Raw genomic sequence first — 15421 nt, 5'->3', positions numbered from 1 at the left:
GGTCTCCCTCTCACTCCGACGGGTTCGGGCTGTTGTTGCCCGGCACCTGGGCGACGCGGCTGACGACGTGGTCGACGAACCCGTACTCGAGGGCCTGTTGGGCAGTGAACCAGCGGTCGCGGTCGGCGTCCTCTTGGATCTTCTCGACGGGCTGACCGGTGTGCTCGGCGGTCAGCTCGGCCATCTCGACCTTGGTGAGCTTGAACTGCTCGGCCTGGATGGCGATGTCCGCCGCGGTGCCGCCGATGCCCGCCGACGGCTGGTGCATGAGGATGCGTGCGTGCGGCAGGGCGTAGCGCTTGCCGCGGGTGCCGGCGGAGAGCAGGAACTGACCCATCGAGGCGGCCAGACCCATGGCGTAGGTGGCGACGGCGCAGTCCACGAACTGCATGGTGTCGAAGATGGCCATGCCGGCCGTGACCGAGCCGCCGGGCGAGTTGATGTACAGCGCGATGTCGCGCTCGGGCTCCTCGGCCGAGAGCAGCAGCAGCTGCGCGCAGATCTGGTTGGCGATCTGGTCGTCGACCTGCTGGCCGAGGAAGATGATGCGCTCGCGCAGGAGCCGGTCGTAGACCGAGTCGTTGAGGGTCATGCCCGCGCCCGGCGAACGCAGCTCGGCGGGGTGGCGTTCGAGTCGACTCACAGCGTCGAACCTTCTTTCGATGTCGGTGTTGTCTTCGACCCTAACGAAGCGCGGGTCACGGCAACTCCCGGAAGGGGCCGCGTTCGCTCAGGGCGTGAAGCGCGCGGATCAGGCCCGGTCACCGTCGGCCGCGTCGCCGTCGGCCGCGTCGCCGTCGGCCGCGTCGCCGTCGGCCGCGTCACCGTCGGCCGCGTCACCGTCGGCCGCGTCGCCGTCGGCCAGCGCGTCGACGTCGCTCTCGGCAAGGATCTCGTCGGCGCTCTCGTCGTCGGCGTCCTCGGACAATGCCGCGAGGTCGACGGCGTTGCCGGACGCGTCGGTGACGGTCGCGGTCTCGAGCACCGACGCCAGCGCCTTGTTCCGGCGGATGTCGGCCACCAGCATCTGCAGGTTGCCGCCCTGGACGATCTGGTTGGCGAACTCCTGCGGCGGCATCTGGTAGCGCTGCGCCTGCCGGACGATGTACTCGGTGAGCTCGGAGTCGCCGATCTGCACGTCCTGGCTCTCGGCGATGGCGTCGAGGATGAACTGCGCGCGTACGGACTGCTCGGCGCCCTCGCGGACCTCGGCGTCCCACTCCTCGCGGGTCTTGCCCTGGGCCTGCAGGTACTTCTCGAGCAAGGCGTCGTCGTGGTTCAGCGAGTGCACGATGTCGTGCTGGCGGAACTCGATCTCGGCCGTCACCGCCGACTCGGGCAGCGGGAAGTCGACCTGGGCGATGAGGTTCTCGAGCAGCTTGTCGCGCGCCTGGGCACCCTGCTCCATGACACGGACGCGCCCGAGGCGCTCGCGCAGGTCGTCGCGCAGCTCGGCGACGGTGTCGAACTCGCTGGCCAGCTGGGCGAACTCGTCGTCCAGTTCGGGCAGCTCCTTGACCTTCACCGAGTTGACGGTGGCGGTGATCTCGCCCTCCTGGCCGGCGTGGTCGCCCTGCAGCAGCGAGGTCGTGAAGGTCGCGCTCTCGCCCGCGGACTTGCCGGTGATGGCGTCGTCGAGGCCGTCGACGAGGTCACCGGAACCCACGACGTAGGACAGTCCCTTGGTGGAGCCCTCGTCGATCGGCTCGCCGTCGACCGTCGTGGACAGGTCGAGCGACACGTAGTCGCCGGCCTCGGTGGGTCGGTCGACGCCCTTCAGGGTGCCGAAGCGCTCGCGCAGCTCGTCGACCTGCTCGTCGACCTGGCTGTCGGTGACCTCGGCGTCGTCGACCTCGACCGCGACGGCGTCGAGGTTCGGGAGGGGGATCTCGGGGCGGACGTCGACCTCGGCCGTGAACGCCAAGGCGCCACCGGCCGAGTCGTCGAGGTCGGTGATGTCGATCTCGGGCTGGCCCAGGACGTTGAGGTCGTGCTCGCGCGCCGCCTCGCCGTAGATGCGGGGCAGGGCCTCGTTGACGGCCTCCTGGAGCACGGAGCCGCGGCCGACCCGCTGGTCGATGACGCGGTTGGGCACCTTGCCGGGGCGAAAACCGGGAACCCGGATCTGCTGGGCGAGGGCCTTGTAGGCGTTGTCGACGCTGGGCCTGATGTCGTCGAAGGGCACCTCGACGGCGAGCCGCACACGGGTCGGGCTCAGGTTCTCGACGGTGCTCTTCACGGTGCTGTACTCCTCCTGGGGAAGTAGATGATCGGGCGGTTACGGCTGGGACGGTCCGGGCGCGACGCTCGGTCGGGGTGGCGGGATTCGAACCCACGGCCCCTCGCTCCCAAAGCGAGTGCGCTACCAAGCTGCGCCACACCCCGGACGCTCACAGCCCTCCACTCTACGGACCCCCGGGGCGCCGCGCGTCCGGCGGCCGTCGCCCGGCAGACTGCGACGGGAGGTGGCCATGCCGGAGGGGCACACGCTGCATCGATTGGCCCGAGATCAACAACAGCTGTTCGGCGGCTCCGTCGTGCACGCCAGCAGCCCGCAGGGCCGCTTCGCGGTCGGCGCCGGGGTGCTCGACGGGCGCGTCCTCGAGCGCGCCGAGGCGTACGGCAAGCACCTGTTTCACCACTACTCCGCCGACAGCGAGACGGGCGGCACGGCCGAGCAGGCGCCGATCCTGCACGTCCACCTCGGCCTGTACGGGAAGTTCAGCACCGGCCACCTGTCCGCCGAGCGGCCCGAACCACCCGAGCCGCGGGGAGCGCTGCGCCTGCGGTTGCGGACCGATTCGGCCTGGACGGACCTGCGCGGCGCCACCGCCTGCGAGCTGTACACGCCGGAACAGGTGGACATGCTGCTCGCCCGTCTCGGTCCGGACCCGTTGCGCCCGCGGCCCGACGGCACCCGTGCCTACCAGCGCATCGGCCGCAGCCGCTCGCCGATCGCCACCCTGCTGATGGACCAGAGCGTCCTGGCCGGGGTCGGCAACGTCTACCGCGCCGAGCTGCTCTACCGCCACCGGCTCGACCCGTTCCGGGCCGGACGCGACGTCGACCCCGAGCTCTGGGCGCAGATGTGGGGCGACCTCGTGGTGCTGATGCGGGCCGGGGTGCGGTCGGGCCGGATCGTCACCGTGCGCACGGAGGACCGTCCGAAGGGACGGGCCACCCGTGCCACCTCGCACTACGTGTACCGACGCACCGGCCTGCCCTGCCGCATCTGCGGCACGGCCATCCGCACCGAGGTCCTGGCGACGCGCAACCTGTTCTGGTGCCCCAACTGCCAGCGGGAGTGATATTCGCCTCTTGCCGGGGAAGGACCGGGTAGGTCGTCCTGGCCGACGACGACCGCCAACTGTGCAACGAAGCGCGGAGATGGGGCGACAGCTGTGGCGATGCGCGGGGTTTCCACCGACCGGACGACGGGCCTGCTGGGCGCCCTGCTCGCCGAGTTCGTCGGAACGATGATCCTCATCCTGTTCGGCGACGGCGTCGTGGCCCAGGTCAACGCGGCCACCGACGGCAGCCTGGGCGGCCACGACGCGATCGCGTGGTCATGGGGCATCGCGGTCACCCTGGCCATCTACGTCGCCGGCCGGCGCAGCGGTGCCCACATCAACCCGGCGGTGACCGTCTCCCTCGCCGTGTTCGAGGGCTTCGCGTGGCGCAAGGTCATGCCCTACATCGGCGCCCAGTTCCTCGGTGCGTTCACGGGCGCGCTGCTCGTGCGGTGGAACTACACCGAGACGCTCGCCAAGGTCGACCCCGGACACACCATGAAGACGCAGGGCGTCTTCTCCACCCTGCCGGGCAACGGCAGCCTCCCCGTCAGCGAATGGGGCGCGCTGCGCGACCAGATCATCGGCACCGCGGTGCTGCTGCTGGTCATCCGGGCCCTCGGCGACGTACGCAACTCCCCGCCGCTGGCCAACATGGCGCCGCTGATGATCGGCCTGCTGGTCGTCGTCATCGGCATGGCCCTGGGCGCGGACGCCGGCTACGCCATCAACCCGGCCCGCGACTTCGGCCCGCGCATGGCCTCGTTCATCACCGGCTACGGGACGGCGTTCCGGGACCAGTACGGCAACCTGTACTTCTGGGTGCCCATAGTCGGGCCGCTCATCGGCGGCCTGGTCGGTTCGGGGCTGTACTCACTGCTCGTCCGCTACTGGCTGCCGGACGACCCGGACGTCGACCCCACCGCCGAGCCCGAGTCGCAGGAGACCGGCACCGTCCCGGACGAAGCGACCATCTGATAACCACCACCCTGCCGCGAAGGAGCGTCACGCATGCCTGACTACGTCGGAGCCGTCGACCAGGGCACCACCAGCACCCGTTTCATGATCTTCGATCACGACGGCACCGAGGTGTCGCGCAGCCAGCTCGAGCACGAGCAGATCCTGCCGAAATCGGGCTGGGTCGAGCACAACCCGGTCGAGATCTGGGAACGCACCAGCTCGACGATGGCCAGCGCGCTCAACAGTGCCAACCTGGAGCCCGGCGACCTGGCGGCCATCGGCATCACCAACCAGCGCGAGACGACGGTCGTGTGGAACAAGAACACCGGCCGGCCGTACTACAACGCCATCGTGTGGCAGGACACCCGCACCGCCTCGATCATCTCCCAGCTCGAACGCGACGGCCACGCCGACACCATCAAGCACAAGGCCGGCCTCCAGCCCGCCCCCTACTTCGCCGGCAGCAAGATCAAGTGGATCCTCGACAACGTCGACGGAGTTCGCGAAGCTGCCGAGAAGGGTGACGCGATCTTCGGCACCACCGACTCGTGGGTGGTGTGGAACCTCACCGGTGGGCGCAACGGCGGCCGGCACGTCACCGACGTCACCAACGCCAGCCGCACCATGCTCATGGACCTCGAGACGCTGCAGTGGGACGACGAGCTCATCAGCTTCCTGGACATCCCCAAGCAGATGCTGCCCGAAATCGTGTCGTCGTCCGACACCGAGGCGTTCGGCACCATCGCCCGCCCGACCGAGCTCGAGGGCGTCCGCATCACCGCAGCGTTGGGCGACCAGCACGCCGCCATGGTCGGCCAGGTCTGCTTCGAACCAGGCGAGGGCAAGAACACCTACGGCACGGGCAACTTCCTGCTGCTCAACACCGGCACCGAGATCGTGCGCTCGGAGCACGGCCTGCTCACCACGGTCTGCTACCGGCTCGGCGACCAGGACCCGGTGTACGCCCTCGAGGGATCCATCGCGGTCACCGGGTCGGCCGTGCAGTGGCTGCGGGACCAGCTGGGCATCATCAGCGGCGCGTCCGAGATCGAGGGCCTGGCCCGCGGCGTCGACGACAACGGCGGGGTCTACTTCGTGCCGGCCTTCTCCGGCCTGTTCGCCCCGTACTGGCGCAGCGACGCGCGTGGGGCGATCGTCGGGCTGTCCCGCTTCAACACCAACGCCCACCTGGCCCGTGCCACCCTCGAGGCCATCTGTTACCAGTCACGTGACGTCTCGGACGCCATGGCCGCCGACTCGGGCGTCACCTTGGAGGTGCTCAAGGTCGACGGTGGCGTCACCGCCAACGACCTGTGCATGCAGCTGCAGGCCGACATCCTCAACGTCCCGGTGTCGCGACCCGTGGTCGCCGAGACCACCGCCCTGGGAGCCGCCTACGCCGCCGGCCTCGCCGTCGGGTTCTGGGAGTCGACCGACGAGGTCCGCAAGCACTGGCACGAGGACAAGCGCTGGGACCCCACCTGGAACGATGAACAGCGTGAGAATGGGTACCGCGGTTGGAAGAAAGCCGTCGAACGCACGTTGGACTGGGTAGACGACGACAACTGACCCTCAGCAGCCGCCGCCCTACCGCCTGTCGAGGAGCGCACCATGCAACCAACCGCCATGTCGCCGCAGAACCGGTCCGATGCCTTGCGCGAGATGCGGGACGGTCCGGAGCTCGACATCCTCGTGGTGGGCGGCGGCGTGGTCGGCGCCGGAGCGGCCCTGGACGCCGCCACCCGTGGGCTGCGGGTCGGCCTGATCGAGGCCCGCGACTGGGCCAGCGGCACCTCCTCGCGCTCGTCGAAGCTGATGCACGGCGGGTTGCGCTACCTGGAGATGCTGGACTTCGCGCTGGTCCGGGAGGCCCTGAAGGAGCGGGGCCTGTCCCTCGGCACGCTCGCGCCCTACCTGGTGCAGCCGGTGCGCTTCCTCTACCCCCTCAAGCACCGTGTGTGGGAACGCCCGTACGTGGGCGCAGGCATCGCCCTGTACGACGCGATGGCGGCGACGTCCGGCAACCGGATGGGCCTCCCGCTGCACAAGCACCTGACCAAGAAGCACGCGTTGCGGGTGGCGCCGGCCCTCAAGGCCGATTCGCTGGTGGGCGCGATCCAGTACTCGGACGCCCAGGTCGACGACGCCCGGCACACCATGACGATCGTTCGTACTGCGGCCACGTACGGGGCGTTGGTCGCCAACCGCACCCGGGTCACCGAGTTCGAGCGTGCCGGCGAGCACGTCGTCGGCGCCAAGGTCCGCGACCTCGAGTCCGGTGAGCAGTTCGTCGTCTACGCCAAGCAGGTCATCAACGCCACCGGCGTCTGGACCGATGACACCCAGGCCATGGCCGACACCCGCGGCCAGTTCCACGTCCGCGCGTCCAAGGGTGTCCACCTGGTCGTGCCCCGCGACCGTCTGCAGCTCGACACCGGGCTGATCCTGCGGACCGAGAAGTCGGTGCTGTTCGTCATCCCGTGGGGCCGCCACTGGATCGTCGGCACCACCGACACCGACTGGGAGCTCGACAAGGCCCACCCGGCGGCGAGCTCGTCGGACATCGACTACGTGCTCAAGCACGTCAACTCCGTCCTGCGTTCCCCGTTGACGCACGCCGACGTCGAGGGCGTGTACGCCGGGTTGCGTCCATTGCTGTCCGGCGAAAGCGACTCGACGTCCAAGCTGTCGCGTGAGCACGTGGTGGGCCACCCCGCACCGGGGCTGGTCGTCGTGGCCGGCGGCAAGTACACGACCTACCGGGTCATGGCCAAGGACGCCGTCGACGAGGCCGTCCGGTCGATGGACGCGCTGGTACCGGAGTCCTGCACCGAGGAGGTGCCGCTGGTCGGTTCGGAGGGCTGGCCGGCCATGCAGAACAGCCGACACGAGCTGGCCGAGGACTACGACCTCAACGTCGTGCGCGTCGAGCACCTGCTGCACCGCTACGGATCGATGGTCAAGGAGGTGCTGCAGCTCATCGCCAACGACCGGTCGCTGGCTGAGCCCCTGCCCGGGGCCGACGACTACCTGCGCGCCGAGGTTCCCTACGCCGTGAGCCACGAGGGCGCGCGTCATCTGGACGACGTGCTGGCCCGCCGCACCCGGGCCTCCATCGAGACGTGGGACCGCGGCACCGCGGCGGCCCGGGTGGCCGCCGAGCTGATGGCCCCGCTGCTCGAGTGGACCCCGGAGCAGGTCGAGCGCGAGGTGTCGCACTACCTGGCGCGGGTCGAGGCGGAGCGGGCGTCGCAGAAGCAGCCCGACGACGCGACGGCCGATGCCGCACGGCTCGGCGCGGAGGACATCGTCCCGATCGGCTGACGCGGCCCTACTCGGAGTCGCGGACCTCTTCGGCCGACATCCGGTTCAGCCGGACGTGCAGCACCAAGCCGGTGAGAATCATGAGCAGGCCCAGACCGAGGTGCAGGAAGTTGTCCGCGGTGTTCACCGGGACGAAGTTCGCCGCGGTGTGCTGGTCGATCACCAGCCCGTAGACGAACAGGGCCAGGTAGACGAGCCCACCGGCGAAGAAGTAGACGCGCACGGTCCCGGCGAAGAAGGACGCCACCGCGCCGATCGCCCCGTACGCGATGTGCACGAGGTTGTGCAGCACCGACACCATGAAGACGCCGAACAGCATGGCGTGCGAATGCTCGCCGGAGAAGCGCGGGCCGGTGGAGAACAGCAGGTGCTGGGTGATGCCGGGCAGGAAACCCAGGATGCCGACGAGCACGAAGACGGCTGCGAACAACAGAGCGACGGCCTGCATCGAAAGCCTGCCGATCAGCGGTTCGCGCAGCTTGTCGAAGTCGGACGGCCCCTCCTGATCGGGGGGTGCGGCTGCTGACGGGTCGGTCGAACTGGCCACAGGCACTCCTCGTCCGGTAAGCGCTGCTGTTCAGCGTCGGCAGCCGGGTACCCGCACCCCCGCCCCGACAAACGATCGGCCCGGGGTGCACGTCCTACGCTTGCCCGGCGGCCGTGCGGGGTAATGACCGATGAGCGGAACAGCCGCGCCCCGTCCTGGAGAGCCATGGCTGCCGAAGACCTGTTCCGCCACGAACTCAGCGGTGCACCCGACCCGCAGGACGACCCCTACCGGGTGGGTCGCATCGCGGCCGCCGCGGCCCGTGCTCTGGGCGCCGCGGGGGCGAGCATCAGCGTGCAGGTGTCGGAGGTGCGGGTGCCGTTCGGCGCCAGCGACGCCACCGCGGCACTCGCCGAGAGCGTGCAGTTCACCGAGGGCGTCGGGCCGTGCATCGAGTCGATCATGACCAGGTCGCGGGTGGACGCCCCCGCCTCGGTGCTCCGGCGGCGCTGGCCCGGCCTCGCCGAGCGGTGGCGCACCGACACCCCCTACCGGTCGGCGCTGTCCGAGCCCATCCTGCTCGACGGGGTCACAGGTGCGCTCGATGTGTATCTGACGCACGACGACGGCGCTGCCGGGCTGGGCACCCACGCGGTCGACACCGTGAGCGCACTGGTGACCACCTGTCTCCGTGAGGACTTCTACGCGAGCATCGCGAACCCGGACGTCGAGCGACGCTCGGTCGTCTGGGTGGCGATCGGCATGACCCGCGAACGGTTCGGGATCGACGCCTCGGAGGCGCTGAGCCGGGTCCGTGACCAGGCACGCGAGGCCGGCGTCACCGTCGACGACTTCGCCCGCCAGTTGCTCATCGACGCGCGCCGACTGCACTGACCCGGGGCACCCACGACCGCCGAAATGGAGCAGGTAGCGTGATCCTCGTCCGGTTCGGCCGCACGCCGTAACCCGTCCCGTTCAACAGGAACGGCCCCAAGCTCTGGCATGCCTCGAGGCTGCTGCTTGGAGAACTGCCGCTGTGAACACTCCCCCACCGCGTCGCATCCGGTCGACTACCTCCCGCGCCGCCCCGTCGATCACTGTGCACCGGCGTCACGGGCTCGAGGTGACGCAGGTGATCGACCACAACCGCCAGGCGACCCTGCAGGTGTGCGGCGAGATGGACGCCATGAGCGCGCCGCTGCTTCCGACCGTTGTGACCCGGGCGCTGCCGTCGGGCGTCGGTTCGGTCCGCCTCGACCTGTCCCGCCTCTCGTTCTGCGACGCTGCAGGCCTGCGTGCCGTCGTCGAGATCCACGATCAACTCGGGGTTCGTCGGGTTCCGCTCGTGCTCGTCGGTCTGCGCCCGAAGACCCGGCAGTTGCTGGCCATCACCGGTCTCGACGAGCTGCTGCCGCTCGATGACGTCCTGTCGGTGTCCCGGCTCGGCGAGGTCGTGCACGGGCCGGCGACTGTTCGACAGATCTCGTGATTCAGCGCTGACCCGGATGCTGGGTCAGGTTCCCGAGGCCGTGTCCCGATTACGGGCCGTAGCTGTTCACCGCTACGACACCCAGACGCTGCAGGTCCTCTCGGGACCTCTCGCGGCCGCCCTGGCCGGCGTCACCATCACCGAGACCGGGCCGTCCGGTACCTGGAGACTCGCAACGAGAGGCTGGCGGGGGTGAACGACCCCGTCCCCCGCGGCCGGCATCGTTCACCCCCGCCCGTGTGGGGTCGGGTGAATCGCGCGATGAACCACCGGCTTTGCGGCATGGCCAGCCTCACGGGATTCGTCACCGACGGCGGCTACTGATTAACCGGACATAGACAAACACATCACATCGGTCTAACGCAAGACTCACACCGCGGCTATCTGTCAGGCAGGTACCAGTAGGTACCAGTAGCTGCCAGCACGCTGTCAGCACCTGCCAGCACCTGCCAGCACCTGCCAGTGCCGTGTACGCACGCTGCCAGCACCCCCCGCCACAGTCGGGGTCAGACGAAGGGCCCACCCGCGGTCCCCACCTGATCCCACCGGAGGCAGTCATGACCACCGCCGTTCTCGAACCGCCACCCCGCATCGCGACCAGCGACCGGACCCGCAACCCGGTGCGCTGGCTGGTCTTCGCCGTCGTCGTCGTCGCCAACATGATGGACCTGATGGACGCCACCATCGTCAATGTCGCAGGCCCGTCGATCCGTTCGGCGCTCGGCGGCAGCACCTCGACGCTGCAGTGGCTCAGCGCCGGCTACACCCTGGCGTTCGCCGTCTTCCTCATCACCGGCGCCCGGCTCGGCGACATGTTCGGCCGCCGGCGCCTGTTCCTCATCGGCTCGGCCGGCTTCACCCTCATGTCCGCCGCGTGCGCCGCGGCCCCGACCGCCGGCGTCCTGCTGGCCTGCCGCGCGCTGCAGGGTGCGTTCGGGGCGCTGATGATCCCGCAGGGCATCGGCATGCTGAAGGAGGTCTTCGACGACGACGAGATGGGCACGGTGTTCGGGACGTTCGGGCCCCTGCTCGCGCTGTCCGGCCTGGCCGCCCCGATCCTCGCGGGCGTGCTCGTCGAGGCCGACCTGTGGGGTATGGCCTGGCGACTGGTGTTTCTCGTCAACGTGCCGATCGGCCTGGCCGCGTTCGTCGGTGCCCTGCGGGTCCTGCCGCGCACCGTCTCGCGTCCCGGCATGCGCCTGGACGTCACCGGCATGGTGCTCATCGGTGCCGCGCTCACCGCGCTCATCTACCCGCTGATCCAGGGTCAGCCGGACGGCTGGCCGGCCTGGACGTTCGTCATGATCGGCGCGGGCGCGGTGCTGCTCGTCGTTTTCATCCTCTGGGAGCGCCGCCGCGGCAGCGCCTCGCTGATCGAGCCGACCCTGCTCGCCAACCGCACCTACGTCAGCGGCATCCTCGTCCTGCTGGCCTTCTTCGGTGCGTTCGCAGGGCTCATCCTCTGCGTCTCGCTGTTCGGCCAGCTCGGCGAGGGCTTCACGCCCGTCCACGCCGGCCTGACGCTGATGGCCACGATCATCGGGATGTTCGTCGGGATGATCGGCTCGTCCGCCCTCGTCGCCCGGCTCGGCCGCCACCTGCTGCACATCGGCTTCGGCCTCACGGCGGTGGGCATCGCCGTCCTGGCCCTCACCGTCAGCGGCATGCACTTCGCGTCGACGACGGACCTCGCGCCCGGACTGTTCCTCATCGGCCTGGGGGCCGGCGCCAGCGTCGGCCAGCTGTTCGAGTTCATCGTGGCCGGCGTGTCCATGGACGAGGTCGGGTCGGCGTCGGGCGTGCTCGAGGCCGTCCAGCAGCTCGGGTCGGCGCTCGGTGTGGCGGCCCTGGGAACGATCTTCTTCTCCTCCTTCGGCGCCCACCTGCCGACGCACGCGCTCGCCGTCACCACGTGGGCCTGCCTGGTTCCGGTCGCGCTCGGGTTCCTGCTGGTGTTCCGGCTGCCCATGCACGCGCGCGAGGCTGCCCACTGATCACCTGCACCACCGAACCACCCGCCGCGGCGGCCATAATGACGTGATGTCCCACGTCCTGGCCGCCGCGGCGAGCCACGGTCAGGGCCTGCGTCAGGTCGGCGAGCTGCTGTTGGCCTTCGCGCTGTCCTCGGTGATCGGCATCGAGCGGCAGTTCCGGGGCAAGAGCGCCGGGCTGCGCACCCAGGCCATCGTGGGCACCGCGTCCGCCCTGATCCTGCTGGTCAGCAAGTACGGCTTCGGCGACGTGCTGGCCGACGGCCGGGTGGTCCTCGACCCGTCCCGGGTGGCGGCGCAGATCGTGTCCGGCATCGGCTTCCTGGGCGCTGGCCTGATCATCACCCGCCGGGGCGCCATCCGTGGCCTGACCACCGCCGCGTCGGTGTGGGAGACCGCGGCGATCGGTATGGCGGCTGGTGCCGGGCTCCCCCTGCTGGCCCTCGTCGTGACCGGGCTGCACTTCGTCATCGTCATCGGTTACAGCCCGTTGAGCCACCTCATCGCCACCCACGGGTACAGCGAGCGCGGCTTCGTCATCACCTACGAGGACGGGCGGGGCATCCTGCGCGACCTGCTCGCCACGTGCACGGCCCACGACTGGACGGTCAACTCGATGGCCATGGTCGCCCGGGAGGGCCCGGCCGAGGGCGGTACAGCTGCCGCCGACGGGCTCGTCACGGTGTCACTGGTGCTGCGCGGCCCGGGTGCGGCCGGGGCGGCCGCCGCGCTGGCCGGCATTGCGGGGGTCGTGCACATCGACTCCGGCGAGGACGACGACGAGTAGTCCGGTTCAGCTGGGCGCATCCAGGTGCTGGCGAGCCCAGACCGTGAGTTGGTCCAGGGCCGGCATCAGCGCGACGCCGGCGGGCGTCAGCCGGTAGGTGACCGCGATGGGTGGGCCCGCGGCGACGGCACGCTCGACGATGCCCTCGCGGGCCAGCTCCCCGAGACGGTCGGACAGCATCGAGTCACTGATCCCGCCGACGCCGCGCGACAGCCGCGAGAACGACACGGGGCCGCCGGACAGGGCGCCCAGGATCATGCCGTTCCACCGTTTGCCGAGGATGTCGAAGACCCGGCTGAGCGCAGCGTCGCAGAGCTGGGGTTCGTGCTGTTGCACGTCACTCGCCGGCCCTGTCGTCACGCCACCAGCATAGTGCTAGCTTTCTCAGTGTTACTTCTGAATAAGTAGTTGCCTCGTGAAAAGGAGCGACAATGACCTTGTACCGACTCGACGCCAGCTTCCGCGTCGACGGATCCCACAGCCGAGCCATCGCCGACCTCGTCGAGGGGGAATGGACCTCGCAGCTGCCGGACGACCGCATCGTGCGCCGGCATGTCGGTACCGACCCGGTGCCGGCCACCTACTGGGGTGCCGCCGTGACCGCCGGTTTCCTCTCCCCCGAGGACCGCAGCGACGAGCAGCGGGCCGCGCAGGCACTGGCCGCGCAGCTCGTCGACGAGCTCGTTGATGCCGACGCGCTGCTGTTCGCGGTGCCGCTCTACAACTTCGGCGTCTCACAGTTCTTCAAGGCCTTCGTCGACCTGGTCATCACCGACCCGCGGATGGGACCGGGCACCACCCTGTTGCAGGGCAAGCCGGCCGAACTGGTCACGGTGCGAGGCGGCAACTACGGCGCCGGGACGCCGCGGGAGGGCTGGGACCACGCGACGCCGTGGATCCGCCGCATCCTCGCCGACGTCTGGGGCCTCGACCTGACGGTCACCGAAGCCGACTTCACCCTGGTCGGCGTCAACCCGGCGCTGGACGAGTTCACCGAGCTGGCCGCACAACTGCGCACGGAGGCCGAGCGCACCGCGCGCGAGCACGGCACCGCGCTGGCCGCCCGGCACGCCTCGACCCGCGCCGCCTGAGCGGGTGCACCGCGGTCGGCGCGTTGTCGTCAGCCAGGGCCGAGGATGTCGTCAACGGTGACGTTCACGGTCACGTTGCGCAGCCCGATACCTTTCCGTAGCTCATCGGTCACGCGCTGCTGGACGGCGCGCGCGACGTCCTGAACCGGTTGGCCGTAACGGGTGGCCAGTGCCAGGTCGACGACCGCGGTGCGCCCCAGCACGCCGACCGCGGCGTGCGGGTGCCGATGGCCGAGGGTGGCCCGCTCGACCAATTGGGCCGCTTTGGCGGCGGTGCTCCGGCCCAGGGCGACCCGGACGCCGGGGACGGAACGGGCCGCGTCACGGGCCAGGGTCGCCACGACCCGGGCTGCGATGGCGATGCTTCCGCCCTCGGTCAGCTCGAGGGTGTACCAGACGTCCTGGGCCAGGCGCCTCACCTGCGACATGACCGAGGCCGTGAAGCCGGCGGGCAACGCGACCGGTGCCGACACCGCCGTGCTCACCGGCGCCCACAGGGCAACGAACTCGGTGAGCGCGGCCTCGCACTGAGCGCAGGCGTTCTGGTGCTCGCTGCGCCGGTGTGCTTGTCCCTCGGCGACTTGTTCGAGCAGGTCGTCGACGCCGGCGCCGCACGCCAGCCTCTGGCCCCCGTCGTCCGAGGGCGCGCGCTCGCGACCACGTGAGGATGCGTCCGAACTCTCCGCCGGATGGGCGCGGTCGTTGCTCATGTGTCCGCCTCCTCCTCGGTGGTTCCGAGTGCTTCCCTGGCCAGCAACAGGCCCAGTGTGCGCCGCCCCCGGAAGAGATGGCTGCGGACGGAGGCCACGCTGCTGTGCGTCACCTCGGCCACGTCCGCGTACGACAGGCCCTCGAAGTGATGCAGGACGACGACGACGCGCTGGGGTAGCGGCAGCGTGCTCACCGCGGCACCCACCGCGTCGACCGTCGCCTGCCGTTCGGCCGATAGCTGGGGGTCTCCCGCCACCTCGCTGGTCGGGATCTCGTTCAGCAGATCCAGGGATTGATGGACCCGCCCCCGGGTGAGCCGGTTCAGGGCCTGACGGGTCACGATGCGGTACAGCCAGGTGGAGAACAACGAGTCGCCGCGGAAACGGTCCAGGCTGCGCCATGCGGCGAGCATCGTGTCCTGCGCGAGGTCTTGGGCGTCGTGATGATTGCCGAGCATGCGCAACGCGACCCGGTAGACCATCGGACCGTGGCGTTCGCTCAACGTCTCGAACGCGTCGAGATAACCCTCCTGGGCTTTCGCCACCAGGAAGGCGTCGTCGACCGACTCCGTCATACGTGTCCCCCGCGGCGCTGGTCGCCACGAACAGCCTCGCACAGCCTGTAGCGCCTAAAAAACGGGCTGCGAGGTTTGCTCCCGGGCCGTGTCTAACCTCAGTCACCGTCCCTAACCCCGGTCGGCGGGACGACGTCCACGCCTTGCATTGCTGCCGACATCAGGAGACTCCAACCATGACCGATCCGAGAGATTCGGAGAGCGATCCGTCCGTGCTGCTCTCGGCCGAGCAGCTGCTGACCACCACCAAGTGGGTGGAGTCGGGGCACGTGCGCGTGCGTCGGCGCGTCGTGTCCGAGATGCGGACCATCGACGTCGAGGTACGGCGGGAAGAACTGGTGATCGAGGTCCGTGACGCGGCCCCCGGCACCGTCGGCGAGTCCTACCGAGGCACCGTTCTGGACGGGCCGGCGGTGCAGCACCCCGTCACCCCCGCTGCAGAACCACTGGTGCTGCTGCTCCGCGAGGAGGCTCCGGAGGTCGTGATGCACCGGAACGTCTACGAACGGGTGACGGTCGACGTGGTCACGGTGCAGGAGGCCACGGTGTGGCGCGACACCGTCCGCCACGAGGAAGCCGTCACGTCCACCTCACCGACCACCTGAGCACCGCGCGGTCCGAACCGGGTCGAACGCTGCGAGGTTCTGTCCCCGGCAGTGTCTGACCTGATGTGCGACGCTCCTGCGCCCGTCCGCTGCGGCTCAGCCCCAGTGACCG

The 15421-nt window shown here is 69.9% G+C and carries 16 protein-coding genes and 1 tRNA gene; 10 read left to right on the top strand and 7 right to left on the bottom strand.

Going from position 1 to position 15421, the window contains the following annotated elements:
• Nucleotides 1-10: 10 nt before the first annotated feature.
• The 3 genes from ACFFCA_RS10255 to ACFFCA_RS10245 all read right to left on the bottom strand — a co-directional run bounded on the left by ACFFCA_RS10255 (nt 11) and on the right by ACFFCA_RS10245 (nt 2385).
• Nucleotides 11-613, bottom strand: a complete 603-nt coding sequence (locus ACFFCA_RS10255; RefSeq protein WP_375484484.1) for an ATP-dependent Clp protease proteolytic subunit — start codon at nt 611-613, stop codon at nt 11-13.
• 138 nt (nt 614-751) lie between these two features.
• Nucleotides 752-2239 (bottom strand): trigger factor, encoded by a 1488-nt coding sequence (gene tig, locus ACFFCA_RS10250; RefSeq protein ID WP_375484394.1) that lies wholly within the window; start codon nt 2237-2239, stop codon nt 752-754.
• Between the two features lie 72 nt (nt 2240-2311).
• Nucleotides 2312-2385: transfer RNA gene (locus ACFFCA_RS10245), tRNA-Pro, on the bottom strand.
• 86 nt (nt 2386-2471) lie between these two features.
• On the opposite strand from ACFFCA_RS10245, the gene ACFFCA_RS10240 reads away from it, so the two are divergent.
• The 4 genes from ACFFCA_RS10240 (at nt 2472) to ACFFCA_RS10225 (ending at nt 7574) form a co-directional block, all read left to right on the top strand.
• On the top strand, nt 2472-3308 hold the full coding sequence (locus ACFFCA_RS10240; protein ID WP_375484392.1) for an Fpg/Nei family DNA glycosylase: 837 nt from the start codon (nt 2472-2474) through the stop codon (nt 3306-3308).
• 99 nt (nt 3309-3407) lie between these two features.
• The gene (locus ACFFCA_RS10235) at nt 3408-4268 is read left to right on the top strand and encodes an MIP/aquaporin family protein (RefSeq protein WP_375484390.1); all 861 of its coding nucleotides are present in this window, start codon (nt 3408-3410) and stop codon (nt 4266-4268) included.
• Nucleotides 4269-4301: 33 nt separating this feature from the next.
• Nucleotides 4302-5819, top strand: coding sequence for a glycerol kinase GlpK (gene glpK, locus ACFFCA_RS10230; RefSeq protein WP_375484388.1), 1518 nt, complete (start codon nt 4302-4304; stop codon nt 5817-5819).
• 57 nt (nt 5820-5876) lie between these two features.
• The gene (locus tag ACFFCA_RS10225; RefSeq protein ID WP_375484482.1) at nt 5877-7574 is read left to right on the top strand and encodes a glycerol-3-phosphate dehydrogenase/oxidase; all 1698 of its coding nucleotides are present in this window, start codon (nt 5877-5879) and stop codon (nt 7572-7574) included.
• A 7-nt stretch (nt 7575-7581) separates the two neighbouring features.
• Here ACFFCA_RS10225 and ACFFCA_RS10220 read toward each other — a convergent pair whose 3' ends face one another.
• Nucleotides 7582-8121, bottom strand: a complete 540-nt coding sequence (locus ACFFCA_RS10220; RefSeq protein WP_375484386.1) for a DUF4383 domain-containing protein — start codon at nt 8119-8121, stop codon at nt 7582-7584.
• A 165-nt stretch (nt 8122-8286) separates the two neighbouring features.
• On the opposite strand from ACFFCA_RS10220, the gene ACFFCA_RS10215 reads away from it, so the two are divergent.
• From ACFFCA_RS10215 to ACFFCA_RS10200, 4 genes are all read left to right on the top strand, one after another.
• Nucleotides 8287-8955 carry an ANTAR domain-containing protein gene (locus ACFFCA_RS10215; RefSeq protein WP_375484384.1) on the top strand — a complete coding sequence of 223 codons (669 nt, stop codon included), beginning with the start codon at nt 8287-8289 and terminating at the stop codon, nt 8953-8955.
• 238 nt (nt 8956-9193) lie between these two features.
• Nucleotides 9194-9550 carry an STAS domain-containing protein gene (locus ACFFCA_RS10210; RefSeq protein WP_375484382.1) on the top strand — a complete coding sequence of 119 codons (357 nt, stop codon included), beginning with the start codon at nt 9194-9196 and terminating at the stop codon, nt 9548-9550.
• Between the two features lie 557 nt (nt 9551-10107).
• Nucleotides 10108-11544 carry an MFS transporter gene (locus ACFFCA_RS10205; RefSeq protein WP_375484380.1) on the top strand — a complete coding sequence of 479 codons (1437 nt, stop codon included), beginning with the start codon at nt 10108-10110 and terminating at the stop codon, nt 11542-11544.
• A gap of 46 nt (nt 11545-11590) precedes the next feature.
• A complete protein-coding gene (locus tag ACFFCA_RS10200) occupies nt 11591-12328 on the top strand; it encodes an MgtC/SapB family protein (protein WP_375484378.1) in 738 nt (245 codons plus the stop codon).
• A 6-nt stretch (nt 12329-12334) separates the two neighbouring features.
• Here ACFFCA_RS10200 and ACFFCA_RS10195 read toward each other — a convergent pair whose 3' ends face one another.
• Complete coding sequence (locus ACFFCA_RS10195; protein ID WP_375484376.1) at nt 12335-12688, bottom strand: winged helix-turn-helix transcriptional regulator; 354 nt, start codon at nt 12686-12688, stop codon at nt 12335-12337.
• Between the two features lie 71 nt (nt 12689-12759).
• Here ACFFCA_RS10195 and ACFFCA_RS10190 point away from each other — a divergent pair, with 71 nt between their 5' ends.
• Nucleotides 12760-13419: an FMN-dependent NADH-azoreductase gene (locus ACFFCA_RS10190; protein WP_375484374.1), complete on the top strand. Its 660-nt coding sequence runs from the start codon at nt 12760-12762 to the stop codon at nt 13417-13419.
• Nucleotides 13420-13448: 29 nt separating this feature from the next.
• Here ACFFCA_RS10190 and ACFFCA_RS10185 read toward each other — a convergent pair whose 3' ends face one another.
• Nucleotides 13449-14129: an Asp23/Gls24 family envelope stress response protein gene (locus ACFFCA_RS10185; RefSeq protein WP_375484373.1), complete on the bottom strand. Its 681-nt coding sequence runs from the start codon at nt 14127-14129 to the stop codon at nt 13449-13451.
• Nucleotides 14126-14674, bottom strand: a complete 549-nt coding sequence (locus ACFFCA_RS10180) for an RNA polymerase sigma factor (protein WP_375484371.1) — start codon at nt 14672-14674, stop codon at nt 14126-14128. Before ACFFCA_RS10180 ends, ACFFCA_RS10185 begins: the two co-directional genes overlap by 4 nt.
• A 206-nt stretch (nt 14675-14880) precedes the next feature.
• Between ACFFCA_RS10180 and ACFFCA_RS10175 the strand changes: the two genes are divergently transcribed.
• On the top strand, nt 14881-15309 hold the full coding sequence (locus ACFFCA_RS10175; RefSeq protein ID WP_375484369.1) for a DUF2382 domain-containing protein: 429 nt from the start codon (nt 14881-14883) through the stop codon (nt 15307-15309).
• The last annotated feature ends 112 nt before the right edge of the window (nt 15310-15421 follow it).

The organism is uncultured Jatrophihabitans sp., from assembly GCF_964252635.1.
GTDB lineage: Bacteria > Actinomycetota > Actinomycetes > Mycobacteriales > Jatrophihabitantaceae > Jatrophihabitans.
The sequence above is the reverse complement of the archived record's forward strand: the minus strand, read 5'-3'. Positions and strand labels throughout refer to the sequence as shown.